Here is a 19,859-nt window from a genome sequence, read left to right as displayed (position 1 = left end):
AAATATAATTTACAACTAATAATTAGTGGCGGTGGAGGGGATCGAACCCCCGACCTCACGGGTATGAACCGTACGCTCTAGCCAGCTGAGCTACACCGCCGTTGTATTTTAGTTTGTATTAAATATGGTGGAGACTAGCGGGATCGAACCGCTGACCTCCTGCGTGCAAAGCAGGCGCTCTCCCATCTGAGCTAAGCCCCCATATACAAATTTTCAGGGAATCGGGAAGACAGGATTCGAACCTGCGACCCCTTGGTCCCAAACCAAGTGCTCTACCAAGCTGAGCTACTTCCCGTAAATTAGTGCGCCCAATAGGGGTCGAACCTATAACCTCTTGATTCGTAGTCAAGTACTCTATCCAGTTGAGCTATGGGCGCATAATTTTTATAGGATGATGCCGAGGACCGGAATCGAACCGGTACGATAATCACTTATCGCAGGATTTTAAGTCCTGTGCGTCTGCCAGTTCCGCCACCCCGGCAAAATAATGGAGCAGAAGACGGGATTCGAACCCGCGACCCCGACCTTGGCAAGGTCGTATTCTACCGCTGAACTACTTCTGCATATGCGGGTGAAGGGAGTCGAACCCCCACGCCGTAAGGCGCTAGATCCTAAGTCTAGTGCGTCTGCCAATTCCGCCACACCCGCGATATTAAAATGATAATGGTGAGCCATAGTGGGCTCGAACCACTGACCCTCTGATTAAAAGTCAGATGCTCTACCAACTGAGCTAATGGCTCATCAAAATGGTGCCGGCCAGAGGACTTGAACCCCCAACCTACTGATTACAAGTCAGTTGCTCTACCAGTTGAGCTAGGCCGGCTAAATTAAATAAATGGTGGAGGATGACGGGTTCGAACCGCCGACCCTCTGCTTGTAAGGCAGATGCTCTCCCAGCTGAGCTAATCCTCCATATAAATTGCCTGGCAACGTCCTACTCTTGCGGAACGTAAGTCCGACTACCATCGGCGCTAAGGAGCTTAACTTCTGTGTTCGGCATGGGAACAGGTGTGACCTCCTTGCCATTGTCACCAGACAATGAAATGTATGAAATTATACATTCAAAACTAGATAGTAAGTAAAATATGATTCAACCAAACAAAACATTTAAAATTTGATTAAGTCTTCGATCGATTAGTATTCGTCAGCTGCACATATCGCTATGCTTCCACCTCGAACCTATTAACCTCATCATCTTTGAGGGATCTTATAACCGAAGTTGGGAAATCTCATCTTGAGGGGGGCTTCATGCTTAGATGCTTTCAGCACTTATCCCGTCCATACATAGCTACCCAGCGATGCCGTTGGCACGACAACTGGTACACCAGAGGTATGTCCATCCCGGTCCTCTCGTACTAAGGACAGCTCCTCTCAAATTTCCTACGCCCACGACGGATAGGGACCGAACTGTCTCACGACGTTCTGAACCCAGCTCGCGTACCGCTTTAATGGGCGAACAGCCCAACCCTTGGGACCGACTACAGCCCCAGGATGCGATGAGCCGACATCGAGGTGCCAAACCTCCCCGTCGATGTGAACTCTTGGGGGAGATAAGCCTGTTATCCCCGGGGTAGCTTTTATCCGTTGAGCGATGGCCCTTCCATGCGGAACCACCGGATCACTAAGTCCGTCTTTCGACCCTGCTCGACTTGTAAGTCTCGCAGTCAAGCTTCCTTATGCCTTTACACTCTATGAATGATTTCCAACCATTCTGAGGAAACCTTTGAGCGCCTCCGTTACTCTTTAGGAGGCGACCGCCCCAGTCAAACTGCCCATCTGACACTGTCTCCCACCATGATAAATGGTGCGGGTTAGAAATCCAACACAGCGAGGGTAGTATCCCACCAACGCCTCCACGTAAGCTAGCGCTCACGTATCTCAGGCTCCTACCTATCCTGTACAAGCTGTGCCGAATTTCAATATCAGACTACAGTAAAGCTCCACGGGGTCTTTCCGTCCTGTCGCGGGTAACCTGCATCTTCACAGGTACTATGATTTCACCGAGTCTCTCGTTGAGACAGTGCCCAAATCGTTACGCCTTTCGTGCGGGTCGGAACTTACCCGACAAGGAATTTCGCTACCTTAGGACCGTTATAGTTACGGCCGCCGTTTACTGGGGCTTCGATTCGTAGCTTCGCAGAAGCTAACCACTCCTCTTAACCTTCCAGCACCGGGCAGGCGTCAGCCCCTATACATCACCTTACGGTTTAGCAGAGACCTGTGTTTTTGATAAACAGTCGCTTGGGCCTATTCACTGCGGCTCTCCTGGGCGTTAACCCTAAAGAGCACCCCTTCTCCCGAAGTTACGGGGTCATTTTGCCGAGTTCCTTAACGAGAGTTCGCTCGCTCACCTTAGAATTCTCATCTTGACTACCTGTGTCGGTTTGCGGTACGGGCACCACAATTCTAGCTAGAGGCTTTTCTTGGCAGTGTGAAATCAACGACTCGAGGAAACAATTTCCTCTCCCCATCACAGCTCAATCTTAAGAGTGCCGGATTTGCCTAACACTCAATCTCACTGCTTGGACGTACAATCCAATCGTACGCTTCGCCTATCCTACTGCGTCCCCCCATCGCTTAAAACGAATAATGGTGGTACAGGAATATCAACCTGTTATCCATCGCCTACGCCTATCGGCCTCAGCTTAGGACCCGACTAACCCAGAGCGGACGAGCCTTCCTCTGGAAACCTTAGTCAATCGGTGGACGGGATTCTCACCCGTCTTTCGCTACTCACACCGGCATTCTCACTTCTAAGCGCTCCACATGTCCTTGCGATCATGCTTCAACGCCCTTAGAACGCTCTCCTACCATTGTCCTTACGGACAATCCACAGCTTCGGTAATATGTTTAGCCCCGGTACATTTTCGGCGCAGTGTCACTCGACTAGTGAGCTATTACGCACTCTTTAAATGATGGCTGCTTCTAAGCCAACATCCTAGTTGTCTGGGCAACGCCACATCCTTTTCCACTTAACATATATTTTGGGACCTTAGCTGGTGGTCTGGGCTGTTTCCCTTTCGAACACGGACCTTATCACCCGCGTTCTGACTCCCAAGTTAAATTGATTGGCATTCGGAGTTTGTCTGAATTCGGTAACCCGATAAGGGCCCCTCGTCCAAACAGTGCTCTACCTCCAATAATCATCACTTGAGGCTAGCCCTAAAGCTATTTCGGAGAGAACCAGCTATCTCCAGGTTCGATTGGAATTTCTCCGCTACCCACAACTCATCCGCTCACTTTTCAACGTAAGTCGGTTCGGTCCTCCATTCAGTGTTACCTGAACTTCAACCTGGTCATGGGTAGATCACCTGGTTTCGGGTCTACGACCAAATACTCAACGCCCTATTCAGACTCGCTTTCGCTACGGCTCCACATTCACTGCTTAACCTTGCATCAAATCGTAACTCGCCGGTTCATTCTACAAAAGGCACGCCATCACCCATTAACGGGCTCTGACTACTTGTAAGCACACGGTTTCAAGTTCTATTTCACTCCCCTTCCGGGGTACTTTTCACCTTTCCCTCACGGTACTGGTTCACTATCGGTCACTAGAGAGTATTTAGCCTTGGGAGATGGTCCTCCCAGATTCCGACGGAATTTCTCGTGTTCCGTCGTACTCAGGATCCACTCAAGAGTGAACAAACTTTCGACTACAGGATTATTACCTTCTTTGATTCATCTTTCCAGATGATTCGTCTAGTCTGTTCTTTTGTAACTCCGTATAGAGTGTCCTACAACCCCAACAAGCAAGCTCGTTGGTTTGGGCTCTTCCCGTTTCGCTCGCCGCTACTCAGGGAATCGATTTTTCTTTCTCTTCCTGCGGGTACTAAGATGTTTCAGTTCTCCGCGTCTGCCTTCAGATATGCTATGTATTCACATATCGATAACACGACATAACTCGTGCTGGGTTTCCCCATTCGGAAATCTCTGGATCAAAGCTTACTTACAGCTCCCCAAAGCATATCGTCGTTAGTAACGTCCTTCGTCGGCTTCTAGTGCCAAGGCATCCACCGTGCGCCCTTAATAACTTAATCTTTTTTGACTTTCAACACGAACAAGTCGGTTGAAAACCCAAAATGTTATTAATCTGTGAGTGTTCTTTCGAACACTAGCGATTATTTCTTTTTGAATTCAAAGCTTGTTAAAAAACTCTAATTCACTCGGTTTTGCTTGGTAAAATCATAAATTTTACTTACTTATCTAGTTTTCAATGTACAAAATTTTTCATGGTGGAGACTAGCGGGATCGAACCGCTGACCTCCTGCGTGCAAAGCAGGCGCTCTCCCATCTGAGCTAAGCCCCCATAAAAACTTATTAAAATCAATGGTGGGCCTAAGTGGACTCGAACCACCGACCTCACGCTTATCAGGCGTGCGCTCTAACCAGCTGAGCTATAGGCCCATTCACGATGTGAATACTCCAATGAGCATTCAAAACTGAATACAATATGTCAATGTTATTCCTGCATCTTCATAAGAAGATGTTCCGAATATATCCTTAGAAAGGAGGTGATCCAGCCGCACCTTCCGATACGGCTACCTTGTTACGACTTCACCCCAATCATTTGTCCCACCTTCGACGGCTAGCTCCATAAATGGTTACTCCACCGGCTTCGGGTGTTACAAACTCTCGTGGTGTGACGGGCGGTGTGTACAAGACCCGGGAACGTATTCACCGTAGCATGCTGATCTACGATTACTAGCGATTCCAGCTTCATGTAGTCGAGTTGCAGACTACAATCCGAACTGAGAACAACTTTATGGGATTTGCATGACCTCGCGGTTTAGCTGCCCTTTGTATTGTCCATTGTAGCACGTGTGTAGCCCAAATCATAAGGGGCATGATGATTTGACGTCATCCCCACCTTCCTCCGGTTTGTCACCGGCAGTCAACCTAGAGTGCCCAACTTAATGATGGCAACTAAGCTTAAGGGTTGCGCTCGTTGCGGGACTTAACCCAACATCTCACGACACGAGCTGACGACAACCATGCACCACCTGTCACTTTGTCCCCCGAAGGGGAAGGCTCTATCTCTAGAGTTTTCAAAGGATGTCAAGATTTGGTAAGGTTCTTCGCGTTGCTTCGAATTAAACCACATGCTCCACCGCTTGTGCGGGTCCCCGTCAATTCCTTTGAGTTTCAACCTTGCGGTCGTACTCCCCAGGCGGAGTGCTTAATGCGTTAGCTGCAGCACTAAGGGGCGGAAACCCCCTAACACTTAGCACTCATCGTTTACGGCGTGGACTACCAGGGTATCTAATCCTGTTTGATCCCCACGCTTTCGCACATCAGCGTCAGTTACAGACCAGAAAGTCGCCTTCGCCACTGGTGTTCCTCCATATCTCTGCGCATTTCACCGCTACACATGGAATTCCACTTTCCTCTTCTGCACTCAAGTTTCCCAGTTTCCAATGACCCTCCACGGTTGAGCCGTGGGCTTTCACATCAGACTTAAGAAACCGCCTACGCGCGCTTTACGCCCAATAATTCCGGATAACGCTTGCCACCTACGTATTACCGCGGCTGCTGGCACGTAGTTAGCCGTGGCTTTCTGATTAGGTACCGTCAAGACATGCACAGTTACTTACACGTTTGTTCTTCCCTAATAACAGAGTTTTACGAGCCGAAACCCTTCATCACTCACGCGGCGTTGCTCCGTCAGGCTTTCGCCCATTGCGGAAGATTCCCTACTGCTGCCTCCCGTAGGAGTCTGGACCGTGTCTCAGTTCCAGTGTGGCCGATCACCCTCTCAGGTCGGCTACGTATCGTCGCCTTGGTAAGCCGTTACCTTACCAACTAGCTAATACGGCGCGGGTCCATCTATAAGTGATAGCAAAACCATCTTTCACTTTAGAACCATGCGGTTCCAAATGTTATCCGGTATTAGCTCCGGTTTCCCGAAGTTATCCCAGTCTTATAGGTAGGTTACCCACGTGTTACTCACCCGTCCGCCGCTAACGTCAAAGGAGCAAGCTCCTTATCTGTTCGCTCGACTTGCATGTATTAGGCACGCCGCCAGCGTTCATCCTGAGCCAGGATCAAACTCTCCATAAATGAATTATGATGTTTGATTAGCTCATAAAATACTAATTTGTGTTATCTCTAACACTTGTTTTGAACCAACAATTTAATGTTGCGTTCGGAATTAACGTTGACATATTGCAATTCAGTTTTCAATGTTCATTAATACGTTACAAGAATTTATTATAACATTAAGTTTTTGTTAAGTCAACAATAAATTTTTGTTGTTTTTTATTAAGTTTGTTGCGTTTTTTAACTCAACATTTAATATTGTATTATCTTTCAACTATATTACAAGTGTCAAATTTACACTTTTGATAATTTCTGTTGATTCGATTTATATTGCAGTGCGTCGTGTTTTGACGACTTTTATATAATATCAAGATTATTTATAACCGTCAATAAAAAATACAGATCTTTTTAGTTTAATTTTACTACGGATATTACCAAATATCGTTTAAATGTATTTAAATTTTATTTTGTGTAAATAGATTGTGTAACCAATTTCACATTTTGATTACTTTATTACCTTTTCTTATTATCATTAAGTTAAATTCATATTAGTTAATGTTGAAAAATTAAATTCACCTTTTTAAAAATGCACTTTATTAAATCACTTACTTCTATAATAACTAAAAGTGAAAGAAGGGACTTACTGAATAGTAAGTCCCTTCTTCATGATTAAAATTGATTTTAAAAATAGCTTTGCTTAATTATTTCTCATCATCAAGTTTATTTATCTTGGCAATCTTTGCATAACCCATATATTTCCATACGGTGATGCGTTACATTAAAGTCTGTTACGTGTTGTGCTAACTGTTCCACTTCATCTAGTTGTGGATAATGGAAGTCAACGATTTTACCACATTGTTCACATATAACGTGATAGTGATTGTGTGTACTAAAATCAAAACGACTCGAAGAATCTCCATAAGGAAGTTCTTTAACGATACCAATATCTTTAAATACACGTAAATTATTATATATAGTAGCAACACTTATATTTGGAAAATCAGGTGAAAGTGCTTGATAAATTTCATCTGCTGTCGGATGAGTATGTGAAGCAATTAAAAATTTAAGAATTGCCTGTCTCTGTGGAGTGATTCTTACACCATTATTTCTCAATGAAGTAATCGAATCCTCTAATTGATGCTCTATCGTTTCCAACTCTGCACTCATTCCCCTCACCATCTTTCTATTTAAGAATTATTATTACTTAATATTAATATAACTGTTCACATGGGGAAATGTCAATAAACAAAGCTATAAACACATCAATAGCCATTCAAAGGATTTACGACATTCTCAATTAGTTCATTGTTATTGAGAATGGATTTTAAATTTTTCTCAAATATACCTGTCACTTCGCTTTTATTTTCATTACCATTACCTGTAATATGCGCTGTAATCGTTACATTATCCAATTGATATAGGTCATTACTCGGTTGCAATGGTTCATTTTCAAATACATCTAAGTATGCATGTCTAATTAATTTTTCTTTTAAAGCTTCTATTAAAATTTCTTCTTTAACTACTGTGCCTCTGCCTACATTGATAAAAAGACAATTATGGTCCATACATTCAAAATGCTCTCTTTCAAGTAGATGAATTGTACCTTTGGTTTCTGGCAAAGTGTTTATTACAATATTCGCTTCCTGCAACGCTTCTTTCAATTCATTGATTGGATATATCTCACTAAACCCTTCAATAGTATGTCCAGTTGTATTAACACCCATCACTGTCATGCCCATAACATTTGCAATTCTCGCTGTTTGTTGAGCTATGCTTCCTGTTCCTATAAACAATATCTTTTCTCCACTTAATCTTGATCCAGTTAACGAAGAATCATAATATTTATTTTTTTGATTTATGTAGGAAGTTTTCATCTTTTTATAATCATCTAATATGTACGCAAATATAAACTCCGACATCTGTTTTGCATGTACACCTTTAGCGTTCGTTAGTTTAATATTATGCTTGCTTATGTATTCTAAAGGCAAGTTGTTTACACCTGTGGCATACCAAGCAATCCAATTTAAATTAGGACATTGTTTTAAAAACGATTCATCCAATTTACCATCATAACCAAATAATATTTCTAAAGTTTCTCTGTCCTTGTCATCTATATCTGAGAGACCATTGCTAAACACAAAGTCTACATTTGGAAAGTGTGCTTTCAATTCATTTTCTAAATCGCCCAATTTCATTAGACTGACTGCTTTCATTTATGCTCACCCCAAGATTTGTTTTAATTCATCTATTTGCGTTTTCACTTTAACTTTTTCAATTATATCAATAATTTGACCAGTTTCATCTATTACAAAGGTTGTTCTCACTATACCCATGGATTCTTTTCCAAATGATTTTTTCAGTTGATATACACCAACCGCTTCAGATAATTTATAATCTGTATCTACAAGTAAGTCAAAATTTAGATCTAATTTGTCACTAAAATTTTGATGTTTCTTTTTGCTGTCACCACTAATGCCATAGACACTGGCATTAAGATCATTAAATAAAGCGATATTATCTCTAAAATCGCACGCTTCTGTAGTACATGTTGGTGTATTATCTCTTGGATAAAAATACAAAACTGCCTTTTTACCTTTAATCGTCTCATTCGTGATTAGCTCACCATTTTGATTTTCTAATTCAAATGAAGGAAATTGATCTCCTTTTTTCGACATATAACTCACCCTATTTCTTTTTATGATTAATTTTATGATACGATAATAAGCGAAAATATTAAATTAAAAGAGGTTGATAATAATGAAATTTACTGAAAGTGAAAAACTTCAGAAATTATCTGATGAATACATTTTGGGTGGCGTTAACTCTCCATCGCGTTCTTATAAAGCAGTAGGTGGTGGCGCACCTGTAATGATGCGTTCAGGTAAAGGCGCTTATTTATACGATGTGGATGGTAATAAATATATAGATTATTTACAAGCATATGGCCCTATCATCACTGGTCATGCACATCCACATATTACAGAAGCAATACAAGAACAAGCAGCGTTAGGTATACTATATGGCACGCCAACTGAATTAGAAATAGAATTTGCAAAAAAATTGCGCGATGCTATTCCTTCCTTAGAAAAAATCAGATTCGTCAATTCTGGTACTGAAGCCGTTATGACGACAATTCGTGTAGCACGTGCTTATACAAAACGTAATAAAATAGTTAAATTTGCTGGTCAATATCATGGACACTCTGATCTTGTTTTAGTTGCAGCTGGTAGTGGCCCATCACAATTGGGTTCGCCAGATTCAGCAGGTGTACCATTGAGTGTGGCTCAAGAGGTCATTACCGTTCCATACAATGATATAGATGCTTATAAAGAAGCAATCGATTATTGGGGAGATGAAATTGCCGCTGTTTTAGTTGAACCTATCGTTGGTAATTTTGGTATGGTTGAGCCAAAACAAGGCTTTTTGGAACAAGTTAACGAGATTACACACAATAATGGAAGTCTTGTTATTTACGATGAAGTCATTACTGCTTTCCGTTTCCATTATGGTGGCGCTCAAGATTTATATAAAGTTTACCCTGATTTAACTGCTTTCGGTAAAATTATTGGCGGTGGACTCCCAATTGGTGGTTATGGTGGCAAACAAGAGATAATGGAACAAGTAGCACCATTAGGTCCGGCATACCAAGCTGGAACAATGGCTGGTAATCCCCTTTCAATGAAAGGCGGTATTGCATTATTGGAAGTATTAGAACAAGACGGTGTTTATGAACAATTAGATGCACTAGGTAAACGATTAGAAGATGGTTTACTTTCTTTAATTAACAAACACAATATAACAGCAACAGTCAATAGAGTATACGGGGCACTTACGCTATATTTCACAAATGAAACGGTTGTTCATTATGACCAAGCGGAAAATTCAGATGGAGAAGCTTTCGCTAAATTCTTTAAACTAATGTTAAATCAAGGTATAAACTTAGCACCTTCTAAATTTGAAGCTTGGTTCTTAACTACTGAACATACAGAAGAAGATATCGATTCTACGTTAAAAGCTGTCGATTATGCTTTTAGTCAAATGAAATAAACTTGAAATTTACTGCTAATAATTGTATAACAAGTATAAACACAATTATTATTAATATATTAAGGAGCGGTACATTTGAAATTAGGAGCCCGTATTCTCAAGACAGGTATAGCCATTATACTTGCTTTGTTTATCGCTTCTCTACTACCTAATGAAGCTGGTTTGAAAGCAATTGCTGGGGTCAGTGCGGTTGTTGCAATGCAGCCTAGCGTATTTCGATCAATTAAAACTGTCTCTGACCAAGCAATAGGTAATGTTTTTGGTGCATTACTTGCTGTAGCAATGGTTACGGTATTTGGAGATAATGTTGTAATTATGGGTGTAACCGTAATATTATTAATTGCTGTACTTTTCCGCTTTAATTTAGCACATGTTGCTACCTTAGCTAGTGTGACAGCATTAATTATTATGGGACAACACACAGGAGATTTTTATGTTTCTGCATTTTATCGTTTTGTGCTCGTTATGATTGGTGTAATCAGTTCTTCAATCGTTAACCTAGTATTCTTACCACCAAAATTTGAATCAAAAATTTATTACAACTCTTTAAATATTTGTTCCGATATATTTGTTTGGTTCAAATTAGTCTTAAATGATACATCTGAATACCATCATATTAAAGAAGATAGAGGCGTAATTAGTGATAGAATTAAAAAACTAGAACAAACATTTGTTTATTATGAAGAAGAACGACCTTTAACTAAAAAACAAAGGTATGCCCAAAACAGGAAAAAAATACTTTTTAAAGAAGTGGTTAGAAGTACGCGTCATGCCTATGACGTGCTGAAAAAAATGAATCGCTACCAAAACGATTTACACAATTTGAATCATGAATTGCTATTACAGATTAAATTAGAAATTGATACGTTGATTGCATATCATGAACAAATATTTATTAGCCTTTCTAAAAAAGCAAAGTATGACGTTGGCCAATTTGAAAATCAAATTGAAAATCCACAAAAGAAAGAACTAATGGATGCCTTCCAAAAGGAACTTATTAGAAATCCTTATCAAACGATGTATTCATACGCAAATGTCATGCAAATCATTTCAGCTATTGAAGAATATCGTTACACATTAGAACATTTAGACAGATTACGTATTAGTTTCTTCTCATACCATAACAATGACAATGAAATTGATATTTTAGACGAAGATTTTGATTTATAACTAATTATCGCATAGTGCAGCTAACATAAGCTGTACTATGCGGTTTTTTTATCAAGCGTCATTCCACAATGATATGCCATGTTTAAAATACCTTATTATCTAGTTAACAAAGATAAAACGAACGATTTTTGTGTATAAAAAAGCGAGACAAATATCAAAACTGATTCAGTTTGATTAGTTTGCCTCGCTTTTTTTAATTTTTATAAACATCATTAACATAATTAAATATAACTTATAGATTTAATTGTTCACATATTAATTGATTATTTCGAATAACGAATATTTATAAATTTTGAATACTATATAAATGTTCGTAAGCACCTTTTTTAGCTAATAAAGCTTCATGGGAACCCACCTCTACAATTTCACCATTTTCAACTACCACTATTTTATCTGCATGTGTGATCGTCGACAATCTATGTGCCACAATTAATGTTGTTCTATTTTCACTTAATACTGTCAATGCATCTTGAATGATAGATTCACTTTCTAAATCTAATGCACTTGTTGCTTCATCTAGGATAATGATTGGAGGATTATTCAAGAAGATACGCGCAATGGATACACGTTGTTTTTGTCCTCCTGACAATTTAACGCCTCTCTCCCCGACTTCAGTATCGTAACCCTCAGAAAGTTCCATAATAAAATCATGTGCGTTAGCCATTTTCGCTGCTTTAATAACCTCTTCATCCGTAGCATTCGGTCTACCCAGTAAGATATTTTCTTTAATTGTATCTGAGAATAAGATATTATCTTGCTGTACTAATCCAATTTGATTTCTCAAACTGCCAGTTAAATAAGATTTAATGTTCGTACCATCTATCTTAATTTCTCCGCCTGAAACATCATAAAATCTCGGAATAAGATTAATTAATGTCGATTTACCACCGCCACTCATGCCAACGAATGCAACTGTTTCACCTTTATTAATCTTCAAATTAATATTATTTAATATAGTTGCTTCTTCTAAATTATACTTAAAGCTCACATCGTTTATCTCGATATCGCCTTCTTTAATTTCAAGCGGAAGTGCGCCTTTTTTATTTTTAATATCATAACCTTCATCCATCAATTGAAAAACACGATCCATGGATGCGAAACTTTGCGTTAATGTAGTAAATGATGACACTAATCTACGTAATGGACCAAATAATTGTTCTAAATATCCTACAAACGCAGCTAAAGTACCAACCGTGATAGATCCATTAATAGCTAAGAAAGCGCCCGAACCAATAACAATTAATGGGCCAACATCTGTCACAGTATTAATTGCTGAAAATGAATACGCATTCCAACGCGTATGATTAAACGCTCTCTGCAAGAAATTTTGGTTATGTTTATCAAAATTTTGTGCTTCATTATCTTCAATTGCAAAGCTTTTAATTACTGACATACCTTGAACACGTTCATGTAAGAATCCTTGAACTTCAGCCAACGCCTGTGATCTTTTTCTGGTTAAATTTCTTAAACGCCCAAAGAAGAAATATACAGTCAATATATACACAGGGAAAATAACTAATGCTGCTAACGTCAGTTTTACATTTAAATAAAACATAATCGTCAATGCGATAACTATCGTTATACAATCTAGCCATATATTCATTAGACCAGTTAATATAAAATCTTTTGTTTGCTCTACATCATTAATCACTCTTGAAATAACTTGACCTGCTTGATTATTAGCATAGAAACGTGCGCTTAATGCTTGTAAATGATTATATAATCTTTTCCGTATATCATATAAAATTTTGTTACTTGTCCATTGCGCCAAATATTGTCTTAAAAATTCAATTGGTGGTCTCACAATTACAAAGATGAATACTGCAATGCCCAATGCAATACCTAATCTAGTGAATTTTTCCTCCGCTGTAATCGCTCCATTATTTATGATATCGTCAATAACGTACTTTATTAATAATGGAATTAACATTGGAATACCGAATTTTAAAATTCCGACAAGAATTGTAGCAATGATTCGCCATTTATATGGTTTTACAAATTGTAAATATCTTCGAATCATAAATTTATTTCCTCCCCACACTTACTCGCAAATGAAACAGCCTGCGCTGAATTTCAACGAGGCTGCTATAAACGGACGATCTTTAATTGTTTATGTTCATTTGCCATACCATTTTTCAAATAAAAGATTTTGGTTGCTATTAATTACACGCATACCACTATATAGGATAATTTAATTAAAAACATTAAATGTGCTTAATAATTTCTAATTTTTTTATATCGTTCACGCCAAACTTTTATAAAATCAGGAGCAAATGGACCTTTTTTCTGTTCAATCCATTGTTGTAAGATATCTACATTGCGCCTTAAAATGACATCAATATCTGAAGAATAATTCATCTGTCTCATATGTTGTTCATATTCATCTTCATCTAATAAATGATACTTACCATTTGGATATACTTTAATATCTAAGTCATAGTCAATATATTTTAACGCTTCATCATCACACACAAACGGTGAAGATAAATTGCAATAATAATAGACGCCATCTTCTCTAAACATACATATCACATTAAACCAAAATTCTGAATGGAAATATACAATTGCTGGCTCACGCGTAATCCAAGTACGACTATCACTCTCTGTGACAAGCGTATGATCATTTCCACCTATTACAACATGTTCCGTACCTTTTAATATAGTAGTTTCAGACCAAACACGATGAATATTCCCATCATGTTTATAACTTTGTATTTTTATTGTCTGACCTTCTTTAGGTATGGATTCTTTTACCATGCTCCACACCACCTTTTCTTAATTTCACATTATAAATTATAACATAACTAAGTAGACTACACCGAGTCTATCAATGCGATAATAAAAATTTATATATTTTTGTCATGCTCACTGGAAAATTATAATCTTCTTTTTCATCTAAATTCATCCACTTCATATTGTTAGGTAAACTTATTTCATCTTTGTTATTAATTTCCTGGTCTGCTAAATAAACTTCAATGTCCCAAGTTAAATGTGTAAATTGATGTTTCAATTTATAAGCTGGTTGTTCTGAAAATTGGATATTTGTATTTAAAATTGAATTAATTTGATGTTCCGCTTCCGCTTCATACATCGGAAATTCCCACATATTATTCAATAATTTTTGCATACGTTTTTCAATTAATACTTCATTATCTTGCGTTTTAATGATGTAAACATGTTGCTTAATATGTTTCTTTTTAACTTTAGTGGTTTTCACAGGTAATGTTTCAACTGTACCGTTTAAAAATGCTTCGCAATGCTCTTGTACGGGACAAAACATGCACAGCGTATTTTTCGGTGTACAAACCAATGCGCCTAATTCCATCATAGCTTGATTAAATGTACCAGCGTCACTTTCGACATAAGACTGTAACTCTTTTTCAAATGCCTTTCTAGTAGATTGTAATTTAATATCTCGTGTATCATTATTTAGCCTCGACCAAACTCTAAATACATTGCCATCTACCGTTGCTAGAGGTAAATCAAATGCGATACTCATTACAGCAGCTTGAGTATATGGCCCTACACCTTTCAATTTCCCGAACGTTTCTGGATGATTCGGTACTTCTCCATCAAAGTTATGATGTACATCTTGAATGGCAGTATGAAAATTTCTAGCACGACTATAATAACCGAGCCCCTCCCAATATTTAAGCACTTCATCCTCCTGTGCATTACTTAAATCTGCAATAGTAGGAAATCGATCAATAAATTTATGATAATAGTCTATTACCGTTTTAACTTGTGTTTGTTGGAGCATAACTTCACTTAACCAAATATAATATGGATTTGAGGTTTCTCGCCATGGCATCTTTCTCTGATTTTTATTAAACCAGTCAACTAGATTTTTTTTGAATTTTGGTTCATTAAGCATAAAGCACATCACTTTCTATTTTCTAAAATTTTTCTATATGATATATAGTGTGTTATTTTTAATATTGGACGTATTAGATTATAATGAATATATTATAGACATGAAATGAGTGAATACTTATGGATACAGGAACACATATTGTCATGGGTATCGGACTCACAGCATTAGCGACCCAAGACCCTGCCATGGCGGGATCTTTTGCAGCCACTGCTACAACTTTAATAGTTGGTTCATTAATTCCGGATGGTGACACCGTTTTTAAATTAAAAGATAATGCTACTTATATATCAAATCATAGAGGCATCACACATTCAATCCCTTTTACAATTTTATGGCCTTTGTTCATTACATTATTAATATTTACATTCTTTAAAAATGTAGATACGACCCATGTCTGGTTATGGGCGCAACTTGCCGTATTTCTTCATGTATTTGTGGATATATTTAATTCTTATGGTACACAAGCACTTAGACCCATTACAAATAAATGGATTCAACTCAGTGTTATTAATACATTTGATCCAATCATATTTGTATTATGGTGTATAGGTATATTACTGTGGATTGTTGGCGTACATCCATATCTCGCATTTTTCCCAATCGTTGGCATACTTGTTGTATATTATATTATTCGCTTTAGAATGCAAGCGATTATAAAACAACAAGCATTGCGACAAATTAAACAAGAACACAATCCTGTAAAAGTATTTGTTGCACCAACAATAAGGTTTATGCAATGGCGCGTCGCAGTACAAACGGAAATGCATGATTATGTTGGTCGTAGCTATGGAAGAAACATCGTATTTAGTGACAAATCGAAACGTCAATCATTCCCAAGTGATGATTTAATGCAATATGTAAAAGACGATAAAAATATTAAAACATTTCTTAATTTCTCGTCAATATATCGTTGGCAATCACGCAAATTAAATGATAATACCACAGAAATTAGATTAATCGATTTACGTTATCTAAAAAATGGTCATTACTCATTTGTTGCAATTGCACATTTAGATGAACATATGGTTATCGATCATTCTTATATTGGTTGGGTTTTCAGTGAAGATAAATTACAACGTAAATTATTTGCTAAATAAAGTAATTAAAAACTGGAGGTACGCGTTATTAGTAACGTAAACCTCCAGTTTTTTTATCTTTTAAGTAACTAACATTATTTATTTTCATCTGCTTTATCTTCTAGATTTTCAGAATTTTCGTTCTCTGCTTGTTGCTTATATGAAGCAACATATGAATATTTTTTATGCGCAATACTTCTATATAATGCATAAATAATGACACACACTATTGCTAAAAATAATAGGAAGTATATATGCTGTGGTATATTATTTAGACTCAGCGTTCCTAATACAACCGACTGTGAAATCCCTTCAATTATATAATATAAGGGATTGAGCATTAAAATATGCGACACTAATGTCGTATTTGTATTAGGTATGAAAATAATTGGAACAATGAAAAACATGACTGCACTTACAATATAATAAATTATATTGATTTTGTTACTCACAATTGCTATTAAACCTAGTACTGTAGAAATAACTACAATAAATACTAATGACATAGCAACAAAGAATAATGTAGATAGCACCGAACTTTCAATATTTACGGGTGTAGCTAAAATTATCATTATAAGTGAAATGAACATCACCAAACTAAACAATAGCGCTATGATAATATTTTGAAAAATTGGATTGATATTAAATAATTTTCCAGTAAAGTAATCACGTTTAAATGTGTTAAAACTTTGATATATCGCAATCCAAATATATGCAAAACTCATCACCGCTGCTAATCTAAAAAAGCCTCGTGCTTGTTTAATTTCTTCCGTACCATTCATTTTAAATATCAACATCATTATTAAGAGTACTAACATACTTACTATAAAGGGTATTACTAACCACATCCATTGCGATTTCAAACGCTGGTACGCATGTTTAATGAGATGTGGTGTATTTATAAAATAGTTAATCATACTATCAATCATTTTTCACACCTACAATTCGATATAAATCCATTTATTATTTTTCATATCTGCCATAAAATACCCATCACCCGATTTTGTTATCCAAAAATTAGTTTCAATATTAAATTTTTCTTTTAGTTTTTGTTTATCTTTTATAGGAATCGTAAAACCAACTAATTTATTTTGATCATTAAATAACATCGATATCGGTTGTTGAACGATGGGTACAACAAAACGGTCATCTTTACCACTTTCAGGTACGAGCGAATCGGTCACCGTGCTATGTTTTTTATGCAAATGGCTATTAAAGAACTCATTATAGTTACTATAATTTTTATGCATATAGGGTGCTAATGCACTTGCACTATGTTCTTCAAACAAGCTTGCTGGATCAAAATAGCGTAACTTGTTCTTTGCAACTTTATAGTTATTGTTATCAATTTCAATACGATAATTTTTTGTGTTTTCACCTGTTATCGTAACAAAAGCATATTTATCTGCTTTTATTTTTTTACCATTCGACATATTTGCTAAACTTATCGCATCTTTTAAAACAATGCCATATGCTAATTTTTCTTCATACGGATTTTTTTGTTGGTTTTGTATTGTCGTTTGATCATCATTTTTGCCTATTTCAAGCTTACCTAAATCATTAAACATTAATAATGCCATGATGACCATACCTAATAAGAACACAATAAACAATGTCCAAAAACGGACAAGTGCTACTGGTGGCTTAGCATGATTATAGCGTTCAATACGTTTGAAATTATAGGTTAACTCAGGGATTCTTGTTCTGCTTTTTTTCCAATCAACGTCAAAATTAGATTTTTCTTCTTCACTCGTCAATGATAGCCGATCTTTTTCATGTTCTCTAAAAGCAGGTAATACTTGGTTAAGCGATCCATCCATTCTAAGCTGACCATGTGAAATCCACGCAATATAATTACTCGTTCGTGAAATTCGTTCTATATTGTCATCGATAAGTATTATGGTCAAATTTTCATTTATGTATTCGTTCGTTAGTTCAATCGCTTTTTCAAAGTAACTTTCATCTAAATAACTCAGTATTTGGTTCATTACAATAATACTGGATTTTGATGTTCTCGCTAATGTGAATTGCAATCTCGCATAGGCTTCATCCGTCAAACTTTTAATAGGTGTATTTATATCTTCTTGAAGATGGGCAAACTTAATAATCTGTTCTACTTTATGATCAGATGTTTTATAAGGAAATAACGTGGTTACATTTTTCACATAATCTATCACCGTCGTAGATTGAAGCAATTTATCTTCGATATCTGCAAAGAATATATCTTTCTTTCTAACAACTTTACCCTTATCTGGTTTCATTTCACCACTTAATAAACGCCCTATCAAAGATTTTGAGGAGTCGCCTTCACCAATAATACCTAGTGCTTCTCCCTGATAGATATGTAGATTAATATTATTCAATTCAATATCTTCTGCATCATATCCAAATGGTAAATACCATTTTTTAGATTTTTTATTTCTATAATAATGAGTTACATTGAGTAACTTTAATATAATTGAACTACCCATCTATCGTCATCCTTCTATAATTTTAATAATGCAATTGGTAAACCTTCTTCAGGTTCTGCACTTTTTATTCTAAAGCCCCAAGCAAAAACACCTTTTAATCTTTCAACTTTAAAATAATTCTCAGTCCCGTCATTTAACTTATAAATTCTACCGATTTCTATTTTTGTTCTATCTACCAAATAGCTCTCGGCAATGATGACCTTACTTTGATAAACATCATATTCATTAAATATCCCATTCATCTCTGCTTTTCTCATTTTTTCTTTGTAACCTTGAATTTCGTGACGTAACTCAACCTCACTCATTTCACTCAATTTCTTCTGTTCCATCTACAATACCACTCTCTTCCAGTTTAGCTTTAATTTTATCATATTTATAGCCTTTTCTCATAAGACCTTCTATTGTTTTATTAATTAATTTTCTGCCTGAAAATTTTCTTGAATATTTATTGTAAACCTTCTCTAGTTCTTGTTGTAACAAACCGTCTAATTCTGCTTCAGGTTGTGAGAAGTCCATTTCATCCATCACTACTTTTATTATTTCAAAGCTATAACCTTTTTGCATCAAAGCTTGCGATAGTTTTTCTTTCCTTTTAACTGTAGGACCTTTTTTTTGTCTTAATATTTTATTTGCAACTTTAATAATATCTTCCATTGGTTGTTCGTTCTCATAACGCTCAGCATATACATCAATAATTGTTTGTTCAACACCAGCATCTCTCAATTTTTGTCTGAAAATACCTGGCCCCTTATCTGTAGTAAGTATCATAGTGTTTTTTAAACTATTAGCATAGTCTTCATGATCGATTAGTCTTTGCTCATGACAATAGCCAATGACACTTGCTATAACAGATTCGGAAATTTCTTTCTTTTGTAAATGTTGTATCACTTCATGATCTGTTCTTTTTCTATAAGATAAAAATTGGATTGCTACATTCACTGCTTGTCTATATTGGTCATACTTTTGGATTTTTTCCATGTCAGCAGCATCAACGATTTGACCTTTTTTTAAATTGAAATGTACATAAGTATCCATATCGATACCCATTTCAAATTCCTCATCTAAATATAAATTAAAACGCTCTTTATTTTTCTTTTGTACTTCTATTTTTGTAATTTTAGGCATTATCCTCACTCCACTTCTAAGGATAACGCATATTGTTTGGTAATGGAATCATAGTGACTA

13 protein-coding genes, 12 tRNA genes and 3 rRNA genes are annotated in these 19,859 nt (G+C 36.8%); 3 read left to right on the top strand and 25 right to left on the bottom strand.

Features of this window, described 5'->3' with window-relative positions; all coding sequences use genetic code 11:
• Window positions 1–26 precede the first annotated feature (26 nt).
• The 18 genes from M1D64_RS04800 to M1D64_RS04715 form a co-directional block, all read right to left on the bottom strand.
• Window positions 27–100 (bottom strand) — tRNA-Met (locus M1D64_RS04800).
• A 25-nt stretch (window positions 101–125) separates the two neighbouring features.
• Window positions 126–201: transfer RNA gene (locus M1D64_RS04795), tRNA-Ala, on the bottom strand.
• Window positions 202–221: 20 nt separating this feature from the next.
• Window positions 222–295: transfer RNA gene (locus M1D64_RS04790), tRNA-Pro, on the bottom strand.
• Between the two features lie 8 nt (window positions 296–303).
• Window positions 304–377 (bottom strand) — tRNA-Arg (locus M1D64_RS04785).
• 18 nt (window positions 378–395) lie between these two features.
• Window positions 396–481, bottom strand: a tRNA-Leu gene (locus M1D64_RS04780).
• A 7-nt stretch (window positions 482–488) separates the two neighbouring features.
• Window positions 489–563, bottom strand: a tRNA-Gly gene (locus M1D64_RS04775).
• Between the two features lie 3 nt (window positions 564–566).
• Window positions 567–648: transfer RNA gene (locus M1D64_RS04770), tRNA-Leu, on the bottom strand.
• 16 nt (window positions 649–664) lie between these two features.
• Window positions 665–740, bottom strand: a tRNA-Lys gene (locus M1D64_RS04765).
• 7 nt (window positions 741–747) lie between these two features.
• Window positions 748–823: transfer RNA gene (locus M1D64_RS04760), tRNA-Thr, on the bottom strand.
• Window positions 824–836: 13 nt separating this feature from the next.
• Window positions 837–912 (bottom strand) — tRNA-Val (locus M1D64_RS04755).
• A gap of 9 nt (window positions 913–921) precedes the next feature.
• Window positions 922–1,036: ribosomal RNA gene (gene rrf, locus M1D64_RS04750) — 5S ribosomal RNA — on the bottom strand.
• A gap of 78 nt (window positions 1,037–1,114) precedes the next feature.
• Window positions 1,115–4,037: ribosomal RNA gene (locus M1D64_RS04745) — 23S ribosomal RNA — on the bottom strand.
• 193 nt (window positions 4,038–4,230) lie between these two features.
• Window positions 4,231–4,306: transfer RNA gene (locus M1D64_RS04740), tRNA-Ala, on the bottom strand.
• 21 nt (window positions 4,307–4,327) lie between these two features.
• Window positions 4,328–4,404 (bottom strand) — tRNA-Ile (locus M1D64_RS04735).
• A gap of 100 nt (window positions 4,405–4,504) precedes the next feature.
• Window positions 4,505–6,057: ribosomal RNA gene (locus M1D64_RS04730) — 16S ribosomal RNA — on the bottom strand.
• The 16S, 23S and 5S rRNA genes sit together here with 12 tRNA genes alongside, the layout of an rRNA operon.
• A gap of 699 nt (window positions 6,058–6,756) precedes the next feature.
• The gene (gene perR / locus M1D64_RS04725) at window positions 6,757–7,203 is read right to left on the bottom strand and encodes a peroxide-responsive transcriptional repressor PerR (RefSeq protein WP_002482869.1); all 447 of its coding nucleotides are present in this window, start codon (window positions 7,201–7,203) and stop codon (window positions 6,757–6,759) included.
• Window positions 7,204–7,298: 95 nt separating this feature from the next.
• On the bottom strand, window positions 7,299–8,249 hold the full coding sequence (locus M1D64_RS04720) for a phosphoglycerate dehydrogenase (protein ID WP_041079976.1): 951 nt from the start codon (window positions 8,247–8,249) through the stop codon (window positions 7,299–7,301).
• A gap of 6 nt (window positions 8,250–8,255) precedes the next feature.
• Window positions 8,256–8,711, bottom strand: coding sequence for a peroxiredoxin (locus M1D64_RS04715; RefSeq protein ID WP_480977560.1), 456 nt, complete (start codon window positions 8,709–8,711; stop codon window positions 8,256–8,258).
• 82 nt (window positions 8,712–8,793) lie between these two features.
• Here M1D64_RS04715 and M1D64_RS04710 point away from each other — a divergent pair, with 82 nt between their 5' ends.
• Together M1D64_RS04710 and M1D64_RS04705 are read left to right on the top strand one after the other, a co-directional pair.
• Window positions 8,794–10,083 carry a glutamate-1-semialdehyde 2,1-aminomutase gene (locus M1D64_RS04710; protein ID WP_002482866.1) on the top strand — a complete coding sequence of 430 codons (1,290 nt, stop codon included), beginning with the start codon at window positions 8,794–8,796 and terminating at the stop codon, window positions 10,081–10,083.
• A 75-nt stretch (window positions 10,084–10,158) separates the two neighbouring features.
• Window positions 10,159–11,253, top strand: a complete 1,095-nt coding sequence (locus M1D64_RS04705) for an FUSC family protein (protein WP_002482865.1) — start codon at window positions 10,159–10,161, stop codon at window positions 11,251–11,253.
• 283 nt (window positions 11,254–11,536) lie between these two features.
• Here M1D64_RS04705 and M1D64_RS04700 read toward each other — a convergent pair whose 3' ends face one another.
• The 3 genes from M1D64_RS04700 to mutY all read right to left on the bottom strand — a co-directional run bounded on the left by M1D64_RS04700 (window position 11,537) and on the right by mutY (window position 15,127).
• Window positions 11,537–13,273, bottom strand: a complete 1,737-nt coding sequence (locus M1D64_RS04700; RefSeq protein ID WP_037538138.1) for an ABC transporter ATP-binding protein — start codon at window positions 13,271–13,273, stop codon at window positions 11,537–11,539.
• Window positions 13,274–13,467: 194 nt separating this feature from the next.
• Window positions 13,468–14,010, bottom strand: a complete 543-nt coding sequence (gene ntdP / locus M1D64_RS04695) for a nucleoside tri-diphosphate phosphatase (RefSeq protein WP_002482863.1) — start codon at window positions 14,008–14,010, stop codon at window positions 13,468–13,470.
• Between the two features lie 70 nt (window positions 14,011–14,080).
• On the bottom strand, window positions 14,081–15,127 hold the full coding sequence (gene mutY, locus M1D64_RS04690; protein ID WP_037538136.1) for an A/G-specific adenine glycosylase: 1,047 nt from the start codon (window positions 15,125–15,127) through the stop codon (window positions 14,081–14,083).
• 119 nt (window positions 15,128–15,246) lie between these two features.
• On the opposite strand from mutY, the gene M1D64_RS04685 reads away from it, so the two are divergent.
• Complete coding sequence (locus M1D64_RS04685) at window positions 15,247–16,224, top strand: metal-dependent hydrolase (RefSeq protein ID WP_002482861.1); 978 nt, start codon at window positions 15,247–15,249, stop codon at window positions 16,222–16,224.
• A 74-nt stretch (window positions 16,225–16,298) separates the two neighbouring features.
• Here the strand turns inward: M1D64_RS04685 and M1D64_RS04680 are convergent, their stop codons facing one another.
• Genes M1D64_RS04680 through recX form a run of 4 tightly spaced genes read right to left on the bottom strand, consistent with a single transcriptional unit; the run spans window position 16,299 to window position 19,799 of the window.
• The gene (locus M1D64_RS04680) at window positions 16,299–17,132 is read right to left on the bottom strand and encodes a sugar ABC transporter permease (RefSeq protein WP_069825938.1); all 834 of its coding nucleotides are present in this window, start codon (window positions 17,130–17,132) and stop codon (window positions 16,299–16,301) included.
• A 9-nt stretch (window positions 17,133–17,141) separates the two neighbouring features.
• Entirely contained in the window at window positions 17,142–18,674 is a 1,533-nt protein-coding gene (locus M1D64_RS04675; protein WP_480977559.1) for an ATP-binding cassette domain-containing protein, read from the bottom strand.
• A 14-nt stretch (window positions 18,675–18,688) separates the two neighbouring features.
• Window positions 18,689–19,003: a YfhH family protein gene (locus M1D64_RS04670; RefSeq protein ID WP_011302789.1), complete on the bottom strand. Its 315-nt coding sequence runs from the start codon at window positions 19,001–19,003 to the stop codon at window positions 18,689–18,691.
• The gene (gene recX / locus M1D64_RS04665; protein ID WP_115340508.1) at window positions 18,981–19,799 is read right to left on the bottom strand and encodes a recombination regulator RecX; all 819 of its coding nucleotides are present in this window, start codon (window positions 19,797–19,799) and stop codon (window positions 18,981–18,983) included. Before recX ends, M1D64_RS04670 begins: the two co-directional genes overlap by 23 nt.
• Between the last annotated feature and the right edge of the window lie 60 nt (window positions 19,800–19,859).

The organism is Staphylococcus sp. Z5-21 (assembly GCF_056529615.1).
Note: the sequence above shows the minus strand (reverse complement) of the source record. Positions and strands in the feature narration are given on the sequence as shown.